Here is a 17,987-nt window from a genome sequence, read left to right on the forward strand (position 1 = left end):
ATTCGACACGATTGCGTGCCCGAAAGCACGTAATTCCGTGCGCGCAAGCACGCTAGAGTGAGGAACCCGGAAGGGTGGGGATGATGAGGGAGCGGTAGAGCATGAACAGTCAAGGGCTCGACGAGTTCGCCGGCTGGGTCGAAGGTCTGATGAGACGGCGCGGATACGACATCGACAGTCCCCGCGGTGGCGGGAAGTCCCGCATCGCGGACGAGGCCGGGGTCCACCGGGCCGCGGTGACCCGCCTGCTCCAGCGGCAGAGCATGCCCGACCTGGAGACCATGCGCCGCATCGCCCCGCTCCTCGGGGTCTCGGTGCGCGACATGCTGATCCGCTCCGGCCGGGTCACCCCCGAGGAACTTCCCCTCGCGGCCGACCTGCTCCCGCCGACCGACTGGCAGCCCACCATGGAGGACTTCGCCCGCTGGCTCGGTGTCCCCGACGAACGTATGAGCGTCTTCGTCAAGGTCGTGAGCCAGTTCCTGGAGCCCGACGCCGACGCCGAGGCCGGGGAACCCCGTGCCGAATCCCGCCGTACCGCCCGCGATTGACAGCGGGCCACATCTGTGCTTCCCCGGGGCGGGCCAAGATCCACCGGCGGCCCGTCCCGGCGGCGTGGGCTTTTCTTTTGACCGCAGTCCATGCGATAGGTACGCTCATGCCTTGTGCCTGGGGTGTGCCTGGGCTCCTGTGCGTGTCCACAACCGCACGGTGAGTCCAAGGCCGGCCACCGTGATCCGCGCCCTTTCCGCATTCCGCGGAGGGTCCGCCGGGTCCGACACTCCCGACCGCGTGGGTCGGTGAATGTTCCAGGTTAGTAGTACTTACGGCACACAGAAACCGGAGAAGTAGTGCCTACGATCCAGCAGCTGGTCCGGAAGGGCCGGCAGGACAAGGTCGAGAAGAACAAGACGCCCGCTCTCGAGGGTTCGCCCCAGCGCCGTGGCGTCTGCACGCGTGTGTTCACGACCACCCCGAAGAAGCCGAACTCGGCCCTCCGTAAGGTCGCGCGTGTGCGTCTGACCAGCGGCATCGAGGTCACGGCCTACATCCCGGGTGAGGGACACAACCTGCAGGAGCACTCCATCGTGCTCGTGCGTGGTGGCCGTGTGAAGGACCTGCCTGGTGTTCGTTACAAGATCATCCGCGGCTCCCTCGACACCCAGGGTGTCAAGAACCGCAAGCAGGCCCGCAGCCGCTACGGCGCCAAGAAGGAGAAGTAAGAATGCCTCGTAAGGGCCCCGCCCCGAAGCGCCCGGTCATCATCGACCCGGTCTACGGTTCTCCTCTTGTCACGTCGCTGATCAACAAGATCCTGCTCGACGGCAAGCGCTCCACCGCTGAGCGCATCGTCTACGGCGCCATGGAGGGCCTGCGCGAGAAGACCGGTGCTGACCCGGTCGTCACGCTGAAGCGCGCCCTCGAGAACGTCAAGCCGGCTCTCGAGGTCAAGTCCCGCCGTGTCGGTGGCGCCACCTACCAGGTGCCGATCGAGGTCAAGCCCGGTCGTGCCTCCACCCTCGCGCTGCGCTGGCTCGTCGGTTACTCCCGCGCCCGCCGTGAGAAGACCATGACCGAGCGCCTCATGAACGAGCTCCTGGACGCCTCCAACGGCCTGGGTGCTGCGGTCAAGAAGCGCGAGGACACGCACAAGATGGCCGAGTCCAACAAGGCCTTCGCGCACTACCGCTGGTAGTCGCAACCCACATCGAGACCGAGAGAAGACTGAAGCCTTATGGCTACCACTTCGCTTGACCTGGCCAAGGTGCGCAACATCGGCATCATGGCCCACATCGACGCGGGCAAGACGACCACCACCGAGCGGATCCTGTTCTACACCGGCGTTTCGTACAAGATCGGTGAGGTCCACGACGGCGCTGCCACGATGGACTGGATGGAGCAGGAGCAGGAGCGTGGCATCACGATCACGTCCGCTGCCACCACCTGCCACTGGCCGCTCGAGAACGTCGACCACACGATCAACATCATCGACACGCCGGGTCACGTCGACTTCACCGTCGAGGTGGAGCGTTCCCTGCGCGTGCTCGACGGTGCCGTGACCGTGTTCGACGGCGTGGCCGGTGTCGAGCCCCAGTCCGAGACCGTCTGGCGTCAGGCGGACCGCTACGGCGTTCCGCGTATCTGCTTCGTCAACAAGCTCGACCGTACGGGTGCCGACTTCTTCCGCTGCGTCGACATGATCGTGAGCCGCCTCGGCGCCACTCCGATCGTCATGCAGCTCCCGATCGGTGCCGAGGCCGACTTCGAGGGCGTCATCGACCTCGTGAAGATGAAGGCCCTCGTCTGGTCCGCCGAGGCGACCAAGGGCGAGATGTACGACGTCGTCGACATCCCGGCCGACAAGCAGGAGCTCGCGGACGAGTACCGCGCCAAGCTCGTCGAGGCCGTCGCCGAGAACGACGAGGAGCTCATGGAGCTCTTCCTCGAGGGCGTCGAGCCCACCGAGGAGCAGCTCTACGCCGCGATCCGTCGCATCACCATCGCCTCCGGCAAGGGCGGCGAGACCACGGTCACCCCCGTGTTCTGTGGCACCGCGTTCAAGAACAAGGGCGTCCAGCCCCTGCTCGACGCTGTCGTCCGCTACCTGCCGTCGCCCCTCGACGTCGAGGCCATCGAGGGCCAGGACGTCAAGGACGCCGAGGTCGTCGTCCGGCGCAAGCCGTCCGACGAGGAGCCGCTGGCCGCCCTCGCGTTCAAGATCGCGAGCGACCCGCACCTCGGCAAGCTCACCTTCGTCCGGATCTACTCCGGTCGCCTGGAGGCCGGCACCGCGGTGCTGAACTCCGTCAAGGGCAAGAAGGAGCGCATCGGCAAGATCTACCGCATGCACGCGAACAAGCGTGAGGAGATCGACTCGGTGGGCGCCGGCGACATCGTCGCCGTCATGGGCCTGAAGCAGACCACCACCGGTGAGACGCTGTGCGACGAGAAGAACCCGGTCATCCTGGAGTCCATGGACTTCCCGGCGCCGGTCATCCAGGTCGCGATCGAGCCCAAGTCCAAGGGTGACCAGGAGAAGCTGGGTGTCGCCATCCAGCGTCTCGCGGAGGAGGACCCCTCCTTCCAGGTCCACTCGGACGAGGAGACCGGCCAGACCATCATCGGTGGCATGGGCGAGCTCCACCTCGACATCCTCGTCGACCGCATGCGTCGCGAGTTCAAGGTCGAGGCCAACGTCGGCAAGCCGCAGGTCGCGTACCGCGAGACGATCCGCAAGGCCGTCGAGCGTCACGACTACACCCACAAGAAGCAGACCGGTGGTACCGGTCAGTTCGCCAAGGTGCAGATCGCGATCGAGCCCATCGAGGGCGGCGAGGCGTCGTACGAGTTCGTGAACAAGGTCACCGGTGGCCGCATCCCGAAGGAGTACATCCCTTCGGTCGACGCGGGTGCGCAGGAGGCCATGCAGTTCGGCATCCTGGCCGGCTACGAGATGACGGGCGTCCGCGTCATTCTTCTCGACGGTGGCTACCACGAGGTCGACTCCTCCGAGCTCGCGTTCAAGATCGCCGGTTCGCAGGCCTTCAAGGAGGCCGCGCGCAAGGCTTCTCCCGTGCTCCTTGAGCCGATGATGGCCGTCGAGGTCACCACGCCCGAGGACTACATGGGCGAGGTCATCGGCGACATCAACTCCCGCCGTGGCCAGATCCAGGCCATGGAGGAGCGTCACGGTGCCCGCATCGTGAAGGGCCTCGTGCCCCTGTCGGAGATGTTCGGCTACGTCGGCGACCTCCGCAGCAAGACCTCGGGTCGCGCAAGCTACTCGATGCAGTTCGACTCCTACGCCGAGGTTCCGCGGAACGTCGCCGAGGAGATCATCGCGAAGGCCAAGGGCGAGTAACGCACCTGCGTTCAACGCACCGCGTGCACACGCTTTAGGCTTGACACCGACCGGTGGGGGGCCGTTCCGCGAGGGACACCCCCTGCCGGGCGGCACCCCAGCAAAGATCACCTGGCGCCGATGAAGCAAGGCGTTCAGAACCACTCCACAGGAGGACCCCAGTGGCGAAGGCGAAGTTCGAGCGGACTAAGCCGCACGTCAACATCGGCACCATCGGTCACATCGACCACGGTAAGACGACCCTCACGGCCGCCATTACCAAGGTGCTGCACGACGCGTACCCGGACCTGAACGAGGCCTCGGCCTTCGACCAGATCGACAAGGCTCCCGAGGAGCGCCAGCGCGGTATCACGATCTCGATCGCGCACGTCGAGTACCAGACCGAGTCGCGTCACTACGCCCACGTCGACTGCCCCGGTCACGCGGACTACATCAAGAACATGATCACCGGTGCCGCGCAGATGGACGGCGCCATCCTCGTGGTCGCCGCCACCGACGGCCCGATGCCGCAGACCAAGGAGCACGTGCTCCTGGCCCGCCAGGTCGGCGTTCCGTACATCGTCGTCGCCCTGAACAAGGCCGACATGGTGGACGACGAGGAGATCCTGGAGCTCGTCGAGCTCGAGGTTCGTGAGCTCCTCTCCGAGTACGAGTTCCCGGGCGACGACCTGCCGGTCGTCCGCGTCTCGGCGCTCAAGGCGCTCGAGGGCGACAAGGAGTGGGGCGAGAAGCTCCTCGGCCTCATGCACGCCGTCGACGAGGCCATCCCGCAGCCCGAGCGTGACGTCGACAAGCCGTTCCTGATGCCGATCGAGGACGTCTTCACGATCACCGGTCGTGGCACCGTCGTCACCGGTCGTATCGAGCGTGGTGTCCTGAAGGTCAACGAGACCGTTGACATCATCGGCATCAAGCAGGAGAAGACCACCACCACGGTCACCGGCATCGAGATGTTCCGCAAGCTGCTCGACGAGGGCCAGGCCGGTGAGAACGTCGGTCTGCTCCTCCGTGGCATCAAGCGCGAGGACGTCGAGCGCGGCCAGGTCATCATCAAGCCGGGCTCGGTCACGCCGCACACGAACTTCGAGGCGCAGGCTTACATCCTGTCGAAGGACGAGGGTGGCCGTCACACCCCGTTCTTCAACAACTACCGCCCGCAGTTCTACTTCCGCACCACGGACGTGACCGGCGTCGTGACCCTCCCCGAGGGCACCGAGATGGTCATGCCGGGCGACAACACCGCCATGAGCGTTGAGCTGATCCAGCCCATCGCCATGGAGGAGGGCCTCAAGTTCGCCATCCGTGAGGGTGGCCGGACCGTCGGCGCCGGCCAGGTCGTCAAGATCACTGCCTGATCTTGAACTGACCTGGTAGCTCGTACGAGCTGCTAGCAGTGAGGGAAGGCCCCGCACCGGAAGGTGCGGGGCCTTCTCGCGTTCGGCCTTCTCGCGTTCGGCCTTCTCGCGTCCGGCTTTCCGGCCCTCCGGCGGGGCCCTACGGCCGCCAGGACCAGAGCCGACCGTCCGGGCCCTGCCCCACCACCGTCACCCCGCGCCCGCCCACGTGGAGCTCCGCCGCCACCGCGGGACCGCCCTCGCGGGAACGCGGCCTCCCGCCGGCCCGGACGCAGAGCCGCCCGGCGGTGTCCGTCCCCAGCAGCACCGTGCCCAGCGCCGGAGAACGCGCCGCCCGCACCGCGCCGAAGCCGTCCAGGCCCGCGTCGGCACCGTCCGGGCCGACCAGCCGCGCCGAGGCCGGCGCCCGGTGGTAGAGGGCCCCGCCCACGCTCGCCACCGTCGAGCCCGACAGCGGCAGCCCGCCCGGCGCCTCCCGGCCGTCCACCCAGTGCCGTACGGACTCAGGGCCCGCCGCGTACACATGCGTCCGTCCCGCCCCGTCCCGCGAGACGGCGAGACCGTCCTGCACCACCCCGCCCCCCGGCAGAGCCCGCCACGGCCCCCAGCCCCCATCCGGCTCGCGCACCCGCTCGGCCACCCCCCGCTCCGCGTCCCGCACGTACAGCCGCACCCGCCCGTCCGGGGCCGCCACCGCCACCGGGGCGCCCAGCCGCCGGCTGCGGTCCCCGCCGCGGTCCGGGGCGCCCAGCCCCCGCCAGGCCAGGAACGGGCCGCCGGGGGAGCGCTGCTCCAGGAGCACCACCTCCCGCCGGTTCGGCCCGCCGCGCCCGGCCAGGGCCGCGAAGCGCACCCCGAAGAGCAGCACCCGCCCGTCCGGCAGCACCGCCGAACCGAGCGCCGGGGCCAGCGGCCCGCCGCCCAGGTCCTCGGGACCGCTCCACACCCCGGGCGCGGTCTCCCGCCGGCGCACCGCCCGCAGCCCCAGCACCCCGTACGCGGCGAGCCGCCCGTCCGGCTCCTCGGCCAGTGCGAGCCCGGGGCCCGGCCAGCGGTGGTGGGTGGAGCGGACCCAGCCCTTGCGGTTGGTCAGCGGCCGGTCGCCGCCCACCCCGTAGTCGCCGCACCCCGACGGGTTCCCGCACTCCCAGGAAGGGTCGCCGCCGTACGGCACCAGCCGGGCCGCCTTCCCCGCCAGCACGGCCGGCGGCAGGTTCTTCGGCCAGTGCCGGTTGTAGTAGCCCCGGAAGGCGGTCGCCGTGAAGGACGGCACCGGCGCCCCGGCGCGTAGCTCCTCCGCCACCCAGCGCACCAGTGCCGCCCAGGCGAAGCAGGCCGCCGCGGTGTGGTCGCCGTGGTCCGAGAAGCCCGGCTGCTCCGAGTTCCGCCGGCGGGTCGCCTCGTCGCCCGGCTGCGCGTCCGGGTCCGGGTCGAGGGTGTGCACCACGGTCGGCCGGTAGCGGCGCAGCAGCCCGGTCAGCGCCGCCACCAGGCCGTCGTGGTCGTACGGCCCCGGACGGGTCACCGGCGAGCCCGCCGAGCGGTGCGCCGACAGCTCCAGGGCCCGGTCCTCCCACAGCGCGGGCAGCGCCGTGTACCGGCGCGGAGTGTGCATCGGCAGGTCCAGGAAGACCAGCTCCACCCGGCGCCCGCCGTGCGCCAGGACGGCCCGCTCGGCCGTACGGCCGCCGCCCAGCGGCAGCGCCTCGCGCCGCCACGGCGCGAACAGCGGCAGACCCAGCGCCGCCGCGTAGCTCTGCCGCAGGCCCTGGCGGCGGGCGGAGGAGTACGCGGCCCGGTCCGGCGCCCTCTCCGGCATGCCCTCGATCCGGTTGACGCCGGTGTGCTCCCCGGCCGTCACGTAGACGGAGACCAGCGGCACCCGGGCGTCGAGGAGCCGCTGCGCGTCCGGGTTCATGAAGTACAGGTCGTCGTCCGGGTGCGCCACGATCTGGAGCAGCAGCGCCCGGCCCGGCTCCCCGCCGGCGAAGGGCTTGCCCGGTGCCGGGTCCGCCGCCGCGGAGGCGCGGGGCGGAGCGGGTACGGAGCAGCCGGCGGCCAGTGCCGTGGTCACGGCGGCGGCCAGGAGCGTACGGCGGGACGATATGTGCACGGCGGATGGCCCTTCCCCCTGGAGCGGTCCCTGGCTAGACGGGGATCGCGGGGCAGGGGTTGCGCACCGGCCGGGCACCGCCGGGACCCCGGAGCGCCGTCTCGCATGCCGGAAGGGTCGGAATGCTTACTGGTGCCTGCATTCACATGGATGTAACACTGCCGCTGGTGGCGGTCCCACAGGTGCGGGGGCGCGCGAGGACGCCGCCCGTCATGGCTCGGCAACGGCGCCGAGCCCCGCACCGCTTCCCTGGCGCGCGCAGCCGTGCCAGAAGGGGGTACTCCGTGCCGTCCCAGACCACCGCCGAGACCACCGCCGCCCGGTCCGCGCTCGACGCCCTGCGCGCCGGGATCGAGCAGCGCAACCCGGCCCAGCCCGAGTTCCACCAGGCCGTCCACGAGGTGCTCGACAGCCTCGCGCCGGTGCTCGCGGCCCGCCCCGAGTACGCCGACCCCGGCCTCCTGGAGCGGCTCGTCGAGCCCGAGCGGCAGATCGTCTTCCGCGTGCCGTGGCAGGACGACCGGGGCCGCACGCAGGTCAACCGCGGCTTCCGCGTCGAGTTCAACAGCGCCCTCGGCCCCTACAAGGGCGGTCTGCGCTTCCACCCCTCGGTGAACCTCGGCATCGTGAAGTTCCTCGGCTTCGAGCAGATCTTCAAGAACGCCCTCACCGGCCTCGGCATCGGCGGCGGCAAGGGCGGCAGCGACTTCGACCCGCACGGCCGCAGCGACGCCGAGGTCATGCGCTTCTGCCAGTCCTTCATGACCGAGCTGTACCGCCACCTCGGCGAGCACACCGACGTCCCCGCCGGCGACATCGGCGTCGGCGGGCGCGAGATCGGCTACCTCTTCGGCCAGTACCGGCGGATCACCAACCGCTGGGAGGCGGGCGTCCTCACCGGCAAGGGCACCGGCTGGGGCGGCTCCGCCATCCGGCCCGAGGCCACCGGCTACGGCAGCGTCCTCTTCGCCGCCGCCATGCTCCGCGAGCGCGGCGAGGACCTGGAGGGCCAGAGCGCCGTCGTCTCCGGCTCCGGAAACGTGGCCCTCTACACGATCGAGAAGCTCCTCGCCCTCGGCGCCAACCCGCTGACCTGCTCCGACTCCAGCGGTTACGTCTACGACGACAAGGGCATCGACCTCGACCTGCTCAAGCAGATCAAGGAGGTCGAGCGCGGCCGGGTCGCCGACTACGCCGAGCGGCGCGGCGCCTCCGCCCGCTTCGTGCCCGGCGGCCGGGTCTGGGAGGTGCCCGCCGACGTCGCCCTGCCCTCCGCCACCCAGAACGAGCTGGACGAGAACGACGCCGCCGCGCTGGTGCGCAACGGCGTCAAGGCCGTCGCCGAGGGCGCCAACATGCCCACGACCGCCGAGGCCGTCCACCTGCTCCAGCGGGCCGGAGTCGCCTTCGGCCCCGGCAAGGCCGCCAACGCGGGCGGCGTCGCCGTCAGCGCCCTGGAGATGGCCCAGAACCACTCCCGCACGTCCTGGACCGCGGCCCGGGTCGAGGAGGAGCTGGCCGGGATCATGACCGACATCCACCGCACCTGCCACGAGACCGCCGAGCGGTACGGCGCCCCCGGCGACTACGTCACCGGCGCCAACATCGCCGGCTTCGAGCGGGTCGCGGACGCGATGCTGGCGCAGGGCGTGATCTGATCCGCGCGCCCGGAGGAATCTTCTTCCGAAGATTCCTCCGGGCGATGTCGAGACCGTCGCGGCGGCTCCGACCCTAGGGTGACAGCACGCCGCGAGAGGCGTGCGGGACAGGGGAGGAACCCGAGATGAAGTACGTCGCGATGATCTACGGCAACCAGGCCAAGTGGGACGCGTTCCCGGCCGACGCGTGGCCCGAGGCGATCGCCCGCCAGGACGCCTTCAACCGCAAGTACCGGGAGACCGGCGAGCTGGTCGGCGCGTACGGACTCGCCGACGCGGCCGCCGCCCAGCTGGTGCGCCGCGAGGACGGCGCCCCGGCCGTCACCGACGGGCCCTACCTGGAGACCAAGGAGTACCTGGCCAGCTTCTACCTCCTCGACTGCGAGTCCCTGGAGCGGGCCCAGGCGATCGCCGCCGACATGCCCTTCGCGGACGTCGACCCGGTGGAGCTCTGGCCGGTGCTGCACGAGTCCGCGGCGGACGTGTGACCGCGGAACCGGCCGGCGTCGAGGAGCTGCTGAGGGCCTCGGCCCCGCGGGTCCTCGGCGCCCTCGTCCGCCGGCACGGCGACTTCTACGGCTGCGAGGACGCCGTCCAGGAGGCGCTGATCGCGGCGGCCCGGCAGTGGCCGGAGCAGGGGGTGCCGGAGTGGCCCGGCAGCTGGCTGCTGGCCGTCGCCCACCGCAAGTACGTCGACCAGGTGCGCAGCGAGGCGGCCCGGCGCCGGCGCGAGGACACGGTCGCGCTCGCCACGCCGGCCGCCGAGCTGCTGGCGCCCGCCGCCGACCAGGCCCCGGACACCGACCGGGACGACTCGCTGGCGCTGCTCTTCCTCTGCTGCCACCGGGACCTGTCGCCGCCGAGCCGGATCGCGCTCACCCTGCGGGCGGTCGGCGGCCTCACCACCGCGCAGATCGCCGCCGCGTTCCTGGTGCCGGAGGCGACGATGGCGCAGCGGATCAGCCGCGCCAAGCAGACCGTCCGGGCGGCGGGGGACGCCCTCGTCCTGCCGGAGGCCGGGGACCGGGCGCCCCGGCTGGCCGAGGTCCGGCACGTGCTCTACCTGGTCTTCAACGAGGGGTACACGGCGAGCGGCGGCGAGGAGCTGACGGCGCCGGAGCTGTCGTCGGAGGCGATCCGGCTGGCCCGGCTGCTGCACCGGCTCGTCCCTGAGGACACCGAGACGGCGGGCCTGCTGGCGCTGATGCTGCTCACCGACGCCCGCCGGCCGGCCCGTACCGGCCCGCACGGCGAGCTGGTCCCGCTGGCGGAGCAGGACCGTTCCCGCTGGGACGCGGCCCTGGTCGCCGAGGGCGTCGGGCTGATCAGCCGCACCCTTCCGCGCGGTCAGGTCGGCCCATACCAGATCCAGGCGGCGATCGCGGCGGTGCACGACGAGGCGGAGGCGGCGGAGACGACGGACTGGCCGCAGATCCTGGCCCTGTACGAGCTCCTGGAGCGGACCGGGCCCAACCCGATGGTCACCCTCAACCGCGCGGTGGCGGTGGCCATGGTGGAGGGCCCGGGCGCGGGGCTCGCCCTGCTCGACACGCTGGCGGCCGACAAGCGCATGGCCCGCCACCACCGGCTCCTGGCCACCCGGGCCCATCTGCTGGAGCTCTCCGGCGAACCGGCGGCGGCCGCGGTCGCCTACCGGGAGGCGGCCCGCCGTACCACGAGCGCCCCCGAGCGCCGCCACCTGACGGAGCGAGCCCGCCGGCTGGGGTGACCCCGGGGGAGGGCGGCCCGGGCGTCGGGAGCCCGTTCGACCTGTGCGTGTGGGTGAACGTGACGTGGGGTACAGTCTTCGACCCGATTGGCGGCCCATAGGCCCCGTATGGCAGACTAGCGGGGTTGCTCGGTTGAGTGCCGATGCTGCACGCCTCCCGTCGGGGGGACCGGAAGCGAGTCCCACGGTACTCGTCGCTCCTTCTCAGGAGCGGACGTACGGGAATCTTCCGGGAAGTGTCAGCGGGGTACCGGCCAGGCGCCCGGTGGGTGTTCACCCCCGTCCCGCGGTCCTCGGCCCGCACCCCCTTGGTTGGGAAATCCTTCGGGACTTCTTCGTAGAGGGAGTGCGACACGCCCGACCGCGTGGGTCGGAGGAGAACGGTGATCCTCCGGGCTCCAGAGCGTTTAACGACAAGACAGGACTACGGAGTAGCCATGGCGGGACAGAAGATCCGCATCCGGCTCAAGGCCTACGACCACGAGGTCATCGACTCCTCGGCGAAGAAGATCGTCGAGACGGTGACCCGCACTGGTGCGTCGGTCGCGGGCCCGGTGCCGCTGCCCACTGAGAAGAACGTGTACTGCGTCATCAAGTCGCCGCACAAGTACAAGGACTCGCGCGAGCACTTCGAGATGCGCACGCACAAGCGCCTCATCGACATCCTCGACCCCACGCCGAAGACGGTTGACTCGCTGATGCGTCTCGACCTGCCGGCCGGTGTCGACATCGAGATCAAGCTCTGAGGGCGCGCGAGATGGCTAAGAACATCAAGGGCATCCTGGGCGAGAAGCTCGGCATGACGCAGGTCTGGGACGAGAACAACCGGGTCGTCCCGGTGACCGTCGTCAAGGCCGGCCCGAATGTCGTCACCCAGGTGCGTACGAACGACGTCGACGGCTACGAGTCGGTCCAGATCGCCTTCGGCGAGATCGACCCGCGCAAGGTGAACAAGCCCCTCAAGGGCCACTTCGCCAAGGCCGACGTCACCCCGCGCCGCCACCTCGTCGAGCTGCGTACCGCTGACGCCAGCGAGTACACCCTCGGCCAGGAGATCACCGCCGAGGTCTTCGAGGCGGGCATCAAGGTCGACGTGACCGGCAAGAGCAAGGGCAAGGGCTTCGCCGGTGCCATGAAGCGCCACAACTTCCGTGGTGGCAAGGCCTCCCACGGTGCCCACCGCGTGCACCGCAAGCCCGGTTCGATCGGTGGCTGCGCCACCCCGGGCCGCGTCTTCAAGGGCATGCGCATGGCCGGCCGCATGGGCAACGAGCGCGTGACCACCCAGAACCTGACCGTTCACGCCGTTGACGCGGAGAAGGGCCTGCTGCTCATCAAGGGCGCGGTTCCTGGTCCGAACGGCGGCCTCGTCCTGGTCCGCACCGCGGCCAAGGGGGCCTGAGGATATGAGCACCATTGACATTCTGTCGCCTTCCGGCGACAAGACCGGGACCGTCGAGCTCCCGGCCGAGATCTTCGAAGCCAAGGTCAGCGTCCCGCTGATCCACCAGGTCGTCGTCGCGCAGCTGGCCGCCGCCCGTCAGGGCACGCACAAGGTCAAGACGCGTGGCGAGGTCCGTGGTGGTGGCAAGAAGCCCTACCGCCAGAAGGGCACCGGCCGCGCCCGTCAGGGTTCGACCCGCGCCCCGCAGTTCGCCGGTGGTGGCGTCGTGCACGGTCCCGTGCCGCGTGACTACTCGCAGCGGACCCCCAAGAAGATGAAGGCCGCCGCCCTCCGCGGTGCCCTCTCCGACCGGGCGAACCACTCCCGCATCCACGTCGTCACCGGCGTGGTCGAGGGTGAGGTCTCCACCAAGGCCGCCAAGGTCCTGTTCGGCAAGATCTCGGAGCGCAAGAACCTGCTCCTGGTCGTCGAGCGCTCCGACGAGGCCGCGTGGCTGTCCGCCCGCAACCTGCCCCAGGTGCACATCCTGGAGCCGGGCCAGCTGAACACGTACGACGTGATGCGATCCGACGACGTGGTCTTCACCCAGGCCGCCCTCGAGTCCTTCGTGTCTGGCCCCAAGGCCGACGACAACGAGGGGAACGACGCCTGATGGCCGAGATCACCAGCAAGACCTTCACGGACCCGCGCGACGTCCTCGTCAAGCCGGTTGTCTCCGAGAAGAGCTACGCCCTGCTCGACGAGAACAAGTACACGTTCATCGTCGCGCCCGGCTCCAACAAGACCCAGATCAAGCAGGCCGTCGAGGCGGTCTTCTCGGTCAAGGTCACCGGGGTCAACACGATCAACCGTCAGGGCAAGCGCAAGCGCACCCGCACCGGTTTCGGCAAGCGCGCCAACACCAAGCGCGCCATCGTGACCCTGGCCGAGGGCAACCGAATCGACATCTTCGGCGGCCCGACCGCCTGACGGCGGTCGAGTCGTCCGATATCGGACGAGGACTGAGAAATGGGTATCCGCAAGTACAAGCCGACTACGCCGGGCCGTCGTGGCTCCTCCGTAGCCGACTTCGTCGAGATCACGCGGTCCACGCCGGAGAAGTCGCTGGTCCGCCCCCTGCACAGCAAGGGCGGCCGTAACAACACCGGCCGGATCACCGTTCGCCACCAGGGTGGCGGACACAAGCGCGCCTACCGCGTGATCGACTTCCGTCGTCACGACAAGGACGGCGTGCCGGCCAAGGTCGCTCACATCGAGTACGACCCCAACCGCACCGCGCGCATCGCGCTGCTCCACTACCTGGACGGCGAGAAGCGCTACATCATCGCTCCCAAGGGTCTGACGCAGGGTGACCGCGTCGAGAACGGCCCCGGCGCGGACATCAAGCCCGGCAACAACCTGGCGCTCCGCAACATCCCGGTCGGTACCACGATCCACGCGATCGAGCTCCGTCCCGGTGGTGGCGCCAAGTTCGCCCGCTCCGCGGGTGCCTCCGTGCAGCTGCTGGCGAAGGAGGGCACGATGGCCCACCTCCGCATGCCGTCCGGTGAGATCCGTCTGGTCGACGCCCGCTGCCGCGCCACCATCGGCGAGGTCGGCAACGCCGAGCAGTCGAACATCAACTGGGGCAAGGCCGGCCGCAAGCGCTGGCTGGGCGTTCGTCCGACCGTTCGCGGTGTGGCGATGAACCCGGTTGACCACCCGCACGGTGGTGGTGAGGGCAAGACCTCCGGTGGTCGCCACCCGGTCTCCCCGTGGGGTCAGAAGGAGGGTCGTACTCGCTCGCCGAAGAAGGCTTCGAGCAAGTACATCGTCCGCCGCCGCAAGACGAACAAGAAGCGCTAGGAGCGGGTTTAGATGCCGCGCAGTCTCAAGAAGGGACCCTTCGTCGACGGCCACCTCATCAAGAAGGTGGACGCTCAGAACGAGGCCGGTACCAAGAACGTCATCAAGACCTGGTCCCGTCGCTCCATGATCATCCCGGCGATGCTCGGGCACACGATCGCGGTGCACAACGGCAAGACCCACGTCCCGGTGTTCGTCACCGAGTCGATGGTCGGGCACAAGCTCGGCGAGTTCTCGCCGACGCGTACCTTCCGGGGTCACGTCAAGGATGACCGGAAGTCGAAGCGCCGCTAGTAGCGGATCGCATTCAGACACGTAAGTAACTGAGAGGGACAACCATGGAAGCCAGGGCCCAGGCGCGGTACATCCGCGTCACGCCCATGAAGGCCCGCCGCGTGGTGGACCTGATCCGTGGCATGGATGCCACGGAGGCTCAGGCTGTTCTGCGATTCGCTCCGCAGGCAGCCTCCGTGCCGGTCGGCAAGGTGCTCGACAGCGCCATCGCCAACGCCGCGCACAACTACGACCACACGGACGCCAACTCGCTGTTCATCAGCGAGGCGTACGTCGACGAGGGCCCGACCCTGAAGCGGTTCCGTCCGCGTGCCCAGGGCCGTGCCTACCGGATCCGCAAGCGGACCAGCCACATCACCGTGGTCGTCAGCAGCAAGGAAGGAACCCGGTAATGGGCCAGAAGGTTAACCCGCATGGGTTCCGGCTCGGCATCACCACGGACTTCAAGTCCCGCTGGTACGCCGACAAGCTGTACAAGGACTACGTCAAGGAAGACGTCGCCATCCGTCGGATGCTGACGTCCGGCATGGAGCGCGCCGGCATCTCGAAGGTTGAGATCGAGCGCACCCGTGACCGTGTCCGCGTGGACATCCACACCGCTCGTCCGGGCATTGTCATCGGTCGCCGTGGCGCCGAGGCCGACAAGATCCGCGGCCAGCTGGAGAAGCTGACCGGCAAGCAGGTCCAGCTGAACATCCTCGAGGTCAAGAACCCCGAGGTCGACGCTCAGCTCGTGGCCCAGGCCGTCGCCGAGCAGCTCTCCTCCCGCGTCTCCTTCCGTCGGGCCATGCGCAAGAGCATGCAGTCCGCCATGAAGGCCGGCGCCAAGGGCATCAAGATCCAGTGTGGTGGCCGTCTCGGCGGCGCCGAGATGTCCCGCTCGGAGTTCTACCGCGAGGGTCGTGTGCCGCTGCACACGCTCCGCGCGAACGTCGAGTACGGCTTCTTCGAGGCCAAGACGACCTTCGGCCGCATCGGCGTGAAGGTCTGGATCTACAAGGGCGACGTCAAGAACATCGCCGAGGTCCGCGCCGAGAACGCTGCTGCCCGTGCGGGCAACCGCCCGGCCCGTGGCGGCGCTGACCGCCCGGCCGGCCGCGGTGGCCGCGGTGGCGAGCGTGGCGGTCGCGGTCGCAAGCCGCAGCAGGCTCCCGCTGCCGAGGCCCCCAAGGCCGAGGCCGCCGCCGCTCCGGCTGCTGAGAGCACCGGAACGGAGGCCTGACCGAAATGCTGATCCCCCGTAGGGTCAAGCACCGCAAGCAGCACCACCCGAAGCGCAATGGCATGTCCAAGGGTGGCACGCAGGTTGCGTTCGGCGAGTACGGCATTCAGGCCCTCACCCCGGCCTACGTGACCAACCGCCAGATCGAGGCCGCGCGTATCGCGATGACCCGCCACATCAAGCGTGGCGGCAAGGTCTGGATCAACATCTACCCGGACCGCCCGCTGACGAAGAAGCCTGCCGAGACCCGCATGGGTTCCGGTAAGGGTTCGCCGGAGTGGTGGATCGCGAACGTCAAGCCCGGTCGGGTGATGTTCGAGCTGTCCTACCCGAACGAGAAGATCGCGCGTGAGGCTCTGACTCGTGCGGCTCACAAGCTGCCGATGAAGTGCAAGATCGTTAAGCGCGAGGCAGGTGAGCTGTGATGTCGGCCGGTACCAAGGCGTCCGAGCTGCGCGAGCTGGGCAACGAGGAGCTTGTTGGCAAGCTCCGCGAGGCCAAGGAAGAGCTGTTCAACCTCCGCTTCCAGGCGGCGACGGGTCAGCTCGAGAACCACGGCCGTCTCCGGGCGGTCCGTAAGGACATCGCCCGGATCTACACCCTCATGCGAGAGCGTGAGCTCGGCATTGAGACGGTGGAGAACGCCTGATGAGCGAGAGCAACGTGACTGAGAAGACCGAGCGCAACGCTCGCAAGGTCCGCGAGGGCCTGGTCGTCAGCGACAAGATGGACAAGACCGTCGTCGTCGCCGTCGAGGACCGCGTCAAGCACGCGCTGTACGGCAAGGTCATCCGCCGTACCAACAAGCTCAAGGCTCACGACGAGCAGAACGCTGCCGGCATCGGCGACCGCGTCCTCCTGATGGAGACCCGGAAGCTGTCGTCGACGAAGCACTGGCGCGTCGTCGAGATCCTCGAGAAGGCCAAGTAATCCCTCCTAGGGGGACCCCCTAGGAACAGTTCCGCCAGGCTCGGCAGGGGCACTCCGGTGCCCCTGCCGGGAACCGGCAGACAATCAGGAGATAGACGTGATCCAGCAGGAGTCGCGACTTCGCGTCGCCGACAACACTGGTGCCAAGGAGATCCTTTGCATCCGTGTTCTCGGTGGTTCGGGTCGCCGCTACGCGGGCATCGGTGACGTCATCGTCGCCACCGTCAAGGACGCGATCCCCGGTGGCAACGTGAAGAAGGGTGACGTCGTCAAGGCGGTCATCGTTCGCACCGTCAAGGAGCGTCGTCGTCAGGACGGCTCGTACATCCGCTTCGACGAGAACGCCGCCGTCATTCTGAAGAACGACGGCGACCCTCGTGGCACCCGTATCTTCGGCCCGGTGGGCCGTGAGCTGCGCGAGAAGAAGTTCATGAAGATCATCTCGCTCGCGCCGGAGGTGCTGTAAGCATGAAGATCAAGAAGGGCGACCTGGTCCAGGTCATCACCGGCAAGGACAAGGGCAAGCAGGGCAAGGTCATCGCGGCCTACCCCGCCGACTCGCGTGTCCTGGTCGAGGGTGTCAACCGGGTCAAGAAGCACACGAAGGCCGGCCCGAACCAGGCCGGCGGCATCGTGACCACCGAGGCGCCGGTCCACGTCTCCAACGTCCAGCTGGTCGTGGAGAAGGACGGCAAGAAGGTCGTCACGCGTGTCGGTTTCCGCTTCGACGACGAGGGCAACAAGATCCGCGTTGCCAAGCGGACGGGTGAGGACATCTGATGGCTACCACCACTCCGCGTCTCAAGACGAAGTACCGCGAGGAGATCACCGGCAAGCTGCGTGAGGAGTTCTCCTACGAGAACGTCATGCAGATCCCCGGCCTCGTGAAGATCGTGGTCAACATGGGTGTCGGCGACGCCGCCCGTGACTCGAAGCTGATCGAGGGCGCGATCCGCGACCTCACCACGATCACCGGTCAGAAGCCGGCCGTCACCAAGGCCCGCAAGTCCATCGCGCAGTTCAAGCTCCGCGAGGGCCAGCCGATCGGTGCCCACGTCACCCTCCGTGGCGACCGCATGTGGGAGTTCCTGGACCGCACCCTGTCGCTCGCGCTGCCGCGCATCCGCGACTTCCGCGGCCTGTCCCCGAAGCAGTTCGACGGCCGGGGCAACTACACCTTCGGTCTCACGGAGCAGGTCATGTTCCACGAGATCGACCAGGACAAGATCGACCGTACCCGGGGTATGGACATCACCGTGGTCACCACGGCGACCAACGACGACGAGGGCCGCGCGCTTCTCCGTCACCTCGGCTTCCCGTTCAAGGAGGCGTAAGCGAGATGGCGAAGAAGGCTCTCATCGCGAAGGCTGCCCGCAAGCCCAAGTTCGGCGTGCGTGCCTACACGCGCTGCCAGCGCTGCGGCCGTCCCCACTCCGTGTACCGCAAGTTCGGCCTCTGCCGCGTGTGCCTTCGTGAGATGGCTCACCGTGGCGAGCTGCCGGGCGTGACCAAGAGCTCCTGGTAATTCCCCTTCGCCCTCTGGGCGTTGGTGAATGACCGGAGTCTCTCGGTAG

Annotated in this window: 24 protein-coding genes; 23 read left to right on the forward strand and 1 reads right to left on the reverse strand. The window is 69.0% G+C overall.

Annotation, left to right across the window (positions count from 1 at the left end; all coding sequences use genetic code 11):
* Window positions 1-101: 101 nt before the first annotated feature.
* From ACFYT9_RS08955 to tuf, 5 genes are all read left to right on the forward strand, one after another.
* Window positions 102-551 (forward strand): helix-turn-helix domain-containing protein, encoded by a 450-nt coding sequence (locus ACFYT9_RS08955; RefSeq protein WP_389161918.1) that lies wholly within the window; start codon window positions 102-104, stop codon window positions 549-551.
* Between the two features lie 300 nt (window positions 552-851).
* Entirely contained in the window at window positions 852-1,223 is a 372-nt protein-coding gene (gene rpsL / locus ACFYT9_RS08960) for a 30S ribosomal protein S12 (RefSeq protein WP_003948652.1), read from the forward strand.
* A gap of 2 nt (window positions 1,224-1,225) precedes the next feature.
* On the forward strand, window positions 1,226-1,696 hold the full coding sequence (gene rpsG, locus ACFYT9_RS08965; protein ID WP_351110852.1) for a 30S ribosomal protein S7: 471 nt from the start codon (window positions 1,226-1,228) through the stop codon (window positions 1,694-1,696).
* 39 nt (window positions 1,697-1,735) lie between these two features.
* Window positions 1,736-3,862, forward strand: a complete 2,127-nt coding sequence (gene fusA, locus ACFYT9_RS08970) for an elongation factor G (protein ID WP_376603359.1) — start codon at window positions 1,736-1,738, stop codon at window positions 3,860-3,862.
* Between the two features lie 161 nt (window positions 3,863-4,023).
* Window positions 4,024-5,217 carry an elongation factor Tu gene (tuf, locus tag ACFYT9_RS08975; RefSeq protein ID WP_376603358.1) on the forward strand — a complete coding sequence of 398 codons (1,194 nt, stop codon included), beginning with the start codon at window positions 4,024-4,026 and terminating at the stop codon, window positions 5,215-5,217.
* Between the two features lie 139 nt (window positions 5,218-5,356).
* On the opposite strand, the gene ACFYT9_RS08980 is transcribed toward tuf, so the two are convergent.
* A complete protein-coding gene (locus ACFYT9_RS08980; protein WP_389161920.1) occupies window positions 5,357-7,291 on the reverse strand; it encodes a PIG-L family deacetylase in 1,935 nt (644 codons plus the stop codon).
* 323 nt (window positions 7,292-7,614) lie between these two features.
* Between ACFYT9_RS08980 and gdhA the strand changes: the two genes are divergently transcribed.
* The 18 genes from gdhA to ACFYT9_RS09070 all read left to right on the forward strand — a co-directional run bounded on the left by gdhA (window position 7,615) and on the right by ACFYT9_RS09070 (window position 17,938).
* Complete coding sequence (gdhA, locus tag ACFYT9_RS08985) at window positions 7,615-8,988, forward strand: NADP-specific glutamate dehydrogenase (RefSeq protein WP_376598810.1); 1,374 nt, start codon at window positions 7,615-7,617, stop codon at window positions 8,986-8,988.
* Window positions 8,989-9,113: 125 nt separating this feature from the next.
* On the forward strand, window positions 9,114-9,476 hold the full coding sequence (locus tag ACFYT9_RS08990; RefSeq protein ID WP_376598808.1) for a YciI family protein: 363 nt from the start codon (window positions 9,114-9,116) through the stop codon (window positions 9,474-9,476).
* The gene (locus ACFYT9_RS08995) at window positions 9,473-10,717 is read left to right on the forward strand and encodes an RNA polymerase sigma factor (protein WP_389161923.1); all 1,245 of its coding nucleotides are present in this window, start codon (window positions 9,473-9,475) and stop codon (window positions 10,715-10,717) included. The genes ACFYT9_RS08990 and ACFYT9_RS08995 overlap by 4 nt, the downstream gene beginning before the upstream one ends.
* A gap of 437 nt (window positions 10,718-11,154) precedes the next feature.
* Window positions 11,155-11,463 carry a 30S ribosomal protein S10 gene (gene rpsJ / locus ACFYT9_RS09000; RefSeq protein WP_003948644.1) on the forward strand — a complete coding sequence of 103 codons (309 nt, stop codon included), beginning with the start codon at window positions 11,155-11,157 and terminating at the stop codon, window positions 11,461-11,463.
* Between the two features lie 11 nt (window positions 11,464-11,474).
* The gene (rplC, locus tag ACFYT9_RS09005) at window positions 11,475-12,119 is read left to right on the forward strand and encodes a 50S ribosomal protein L3 (protein WP_376598804.1); all 645 of its coding nucleotides are present in this window, start codon (window positions 11,475-11,477) and stop codon (window positions 12,117-12,119) included.
* 4 nt (window positions 12,120-12,123) lie between these two features.
* Window positions 12,124-12,774: a 50S ribosomal protein L4 gene (gene rplD / locus ACFYT9_RS09010; RefSeq protein WP_376598803.1), complete on the forward strand. Its 651-nt coding sequence runs from the start codon at window positions 12,124-12,126 to the stop codon at window positions 12,772-12,774.
* Entirely contained in the window at window positions 12,774-13,091 is a 318-nt protein-coding gene (rplW, locus tag ACFYT9_RS09015; RefSeq protein ID WP_030759382.1) for a 50S ribosomal protein L23, read from the forward strand. The genes rplD and rplW overlap by 1 nt, the downstream gene beginning before the upstream one ends.
* A gap of 39 nt (window positions 13,092-13,130) precedes the next feature.
* Window positions 13,131-13,967: a 50S ribosomal protein L2 gene (gene rplB, locus ACFYT9_RS09020; protein WP_017239576.1), complete on the forward strand. Its 837-nt coding sequence runs from the start codon at window positions 13,131-13,133 to the stop codon at window positions 13,965-13,967.
* A 12-nt stretch (window positions 13,968-13,979) separates the two neighbouring features.
* Window positions 13,980-14,261 carry a 30S ribosomal protein S19 gene (gene rpsS, locus ACFYT9_RS09025; RefSeq protein WP_043230274.1) on the forward strand — a complete coding sequence of 94 codons (282 nt, stop codon included), beginning with the start codon at window positions 13,980-13,982 and terminating at the stop codon, window positions 14,259-14,261.
* Between the two features lie 44 nt (window positions 14,262-14,305).
* The gene (gene rplV / locus ACFYT9_RS09030; protein WP_055517281.1) at window positions 14,306-14,653 is read left to right on the forward strand and encodes a 50S ribosomal protein L22; all 348 of its coding nucleotides are present in this window, start codon (window positions 14,306-14,308) and stop codon (window positions 14,651-14,653) included.
* Window positions 14,653-15,483 (forward strand): 30S ribosomal protein S3, encoded by an 831-nt coding sequence (gene rpsC / locus ACFYT9_RS09035; protein ID WP_030759375.1) that lies wholly within the window; start codon window positions 14,653-14,655, stop codon window positions 15,481-15,483. Before rplV ends, rpsC begins: the two co-directional genes overlap by 1 nt.
* A gap of 5 nt (window positions 15,484-15,488) precedes the next feature.
* Window positions 15,489-15,908: a 50S ribosomal protein L16 gene (gene rplP, locus ACFYT9_RS09040; protein ID WP_030494257.1), complete on the forward strand. Its 420-nt coding sequence runs from the start codon at window positions 15,489-15,491 to the stop codon at window positions 15,906-15,908.
* Window positions 15,908-16,132, forward strand: a complete 225-nt coding sequence (rpmC, locus tag ACFYT9_RS09045) for a 50S ribosomal protein L29 (protein ID WP_345039134.1) — start codon at window positions 15,908-15,910, stop codon at window positions 16,130-16,132. Before rplP ends, rpmC begins: the two co-directional genes overlap by 1 nt.
* Window positions 16,132-16,413, forward strand: a complete 282-nt coding sequence (gene rpsQ / locus ACFYT9_RS09050; protein WP_024755411.1) for a 30S ribosomal protein S17 — start codon at window positions 16,132-16,134, stop codon at window positions 16,411-16,413. The genes rpmC and rpsQ overlap by 1 nt, the downstream gene beginning before the upstream one ends.
* Window positions 16,414-16,510: 97 nt before the next feature.
* A complete protein-coding gene (gene rplN / locus ACFYT9_RS09055; protein ID WP_003956455.1) occupies window positions 16,511-16,879 on the forward strand; it encodes a 50S ribosomal protein L14 in 369 nt (122 codons plus the stop codon).
* Between the two features lie 2 nt (window positions 16,880-16,881).
* Window positions 16,882-17,193 (forward strand): 50S ribosomal protein L24, encoded by a 312-nt coding sequence (gene rplX, locus ACFYT9_RS09060; protein ID WP_043230276.1) that lies wholly within the window; start codon window positions 16,882-16,884, stop codon window positions 17,191-17,193.
* Window positions 17,190-17,747 (forward strand): 50S ribosomal protein L5, encoded by a 558-nt coding sequence (rplE, locus tag ACFYT9_RS09065; RefSeq protein WP_189847270.1) that lies wholly within the window; start codon window positions 17,190-17,192, stop codon window positions 17,745-17,747. Before rplX ends, rplE begins: the two co-directional genes overlap by 4 nt.
* A gap of 5 nt (window positions 17,748-17,752) precedes the next feature.
* Window positions 17,753-17,938 carry a type Z 30S ribosomal protein S14 gene (locus ACFYT9_RS09070; RefSeq protein WP_003956452.1) on the forward strand — a complete coding sequence of 62 codons (186 nt, stop codon included), beginning with the start codon at window positions 17,753-17,755 and terminating at the stop codon, window positions 17,936-17,938.
* The last annotated feature ends 49 nt before the right edge of the window (window positions 17,939-17,987 follow it).

Origin of the sequence: Streptomyces sp. NPDC004435, assembly GCF_042873895.1 — a bacterium.
In the GTDB taxonomy this organism is placed as follows: domain Bacteria; phylum Actinomycetota; class Actinomycetes; order Streptomycetales; family Streptomycetaceae; genus Streptomyces.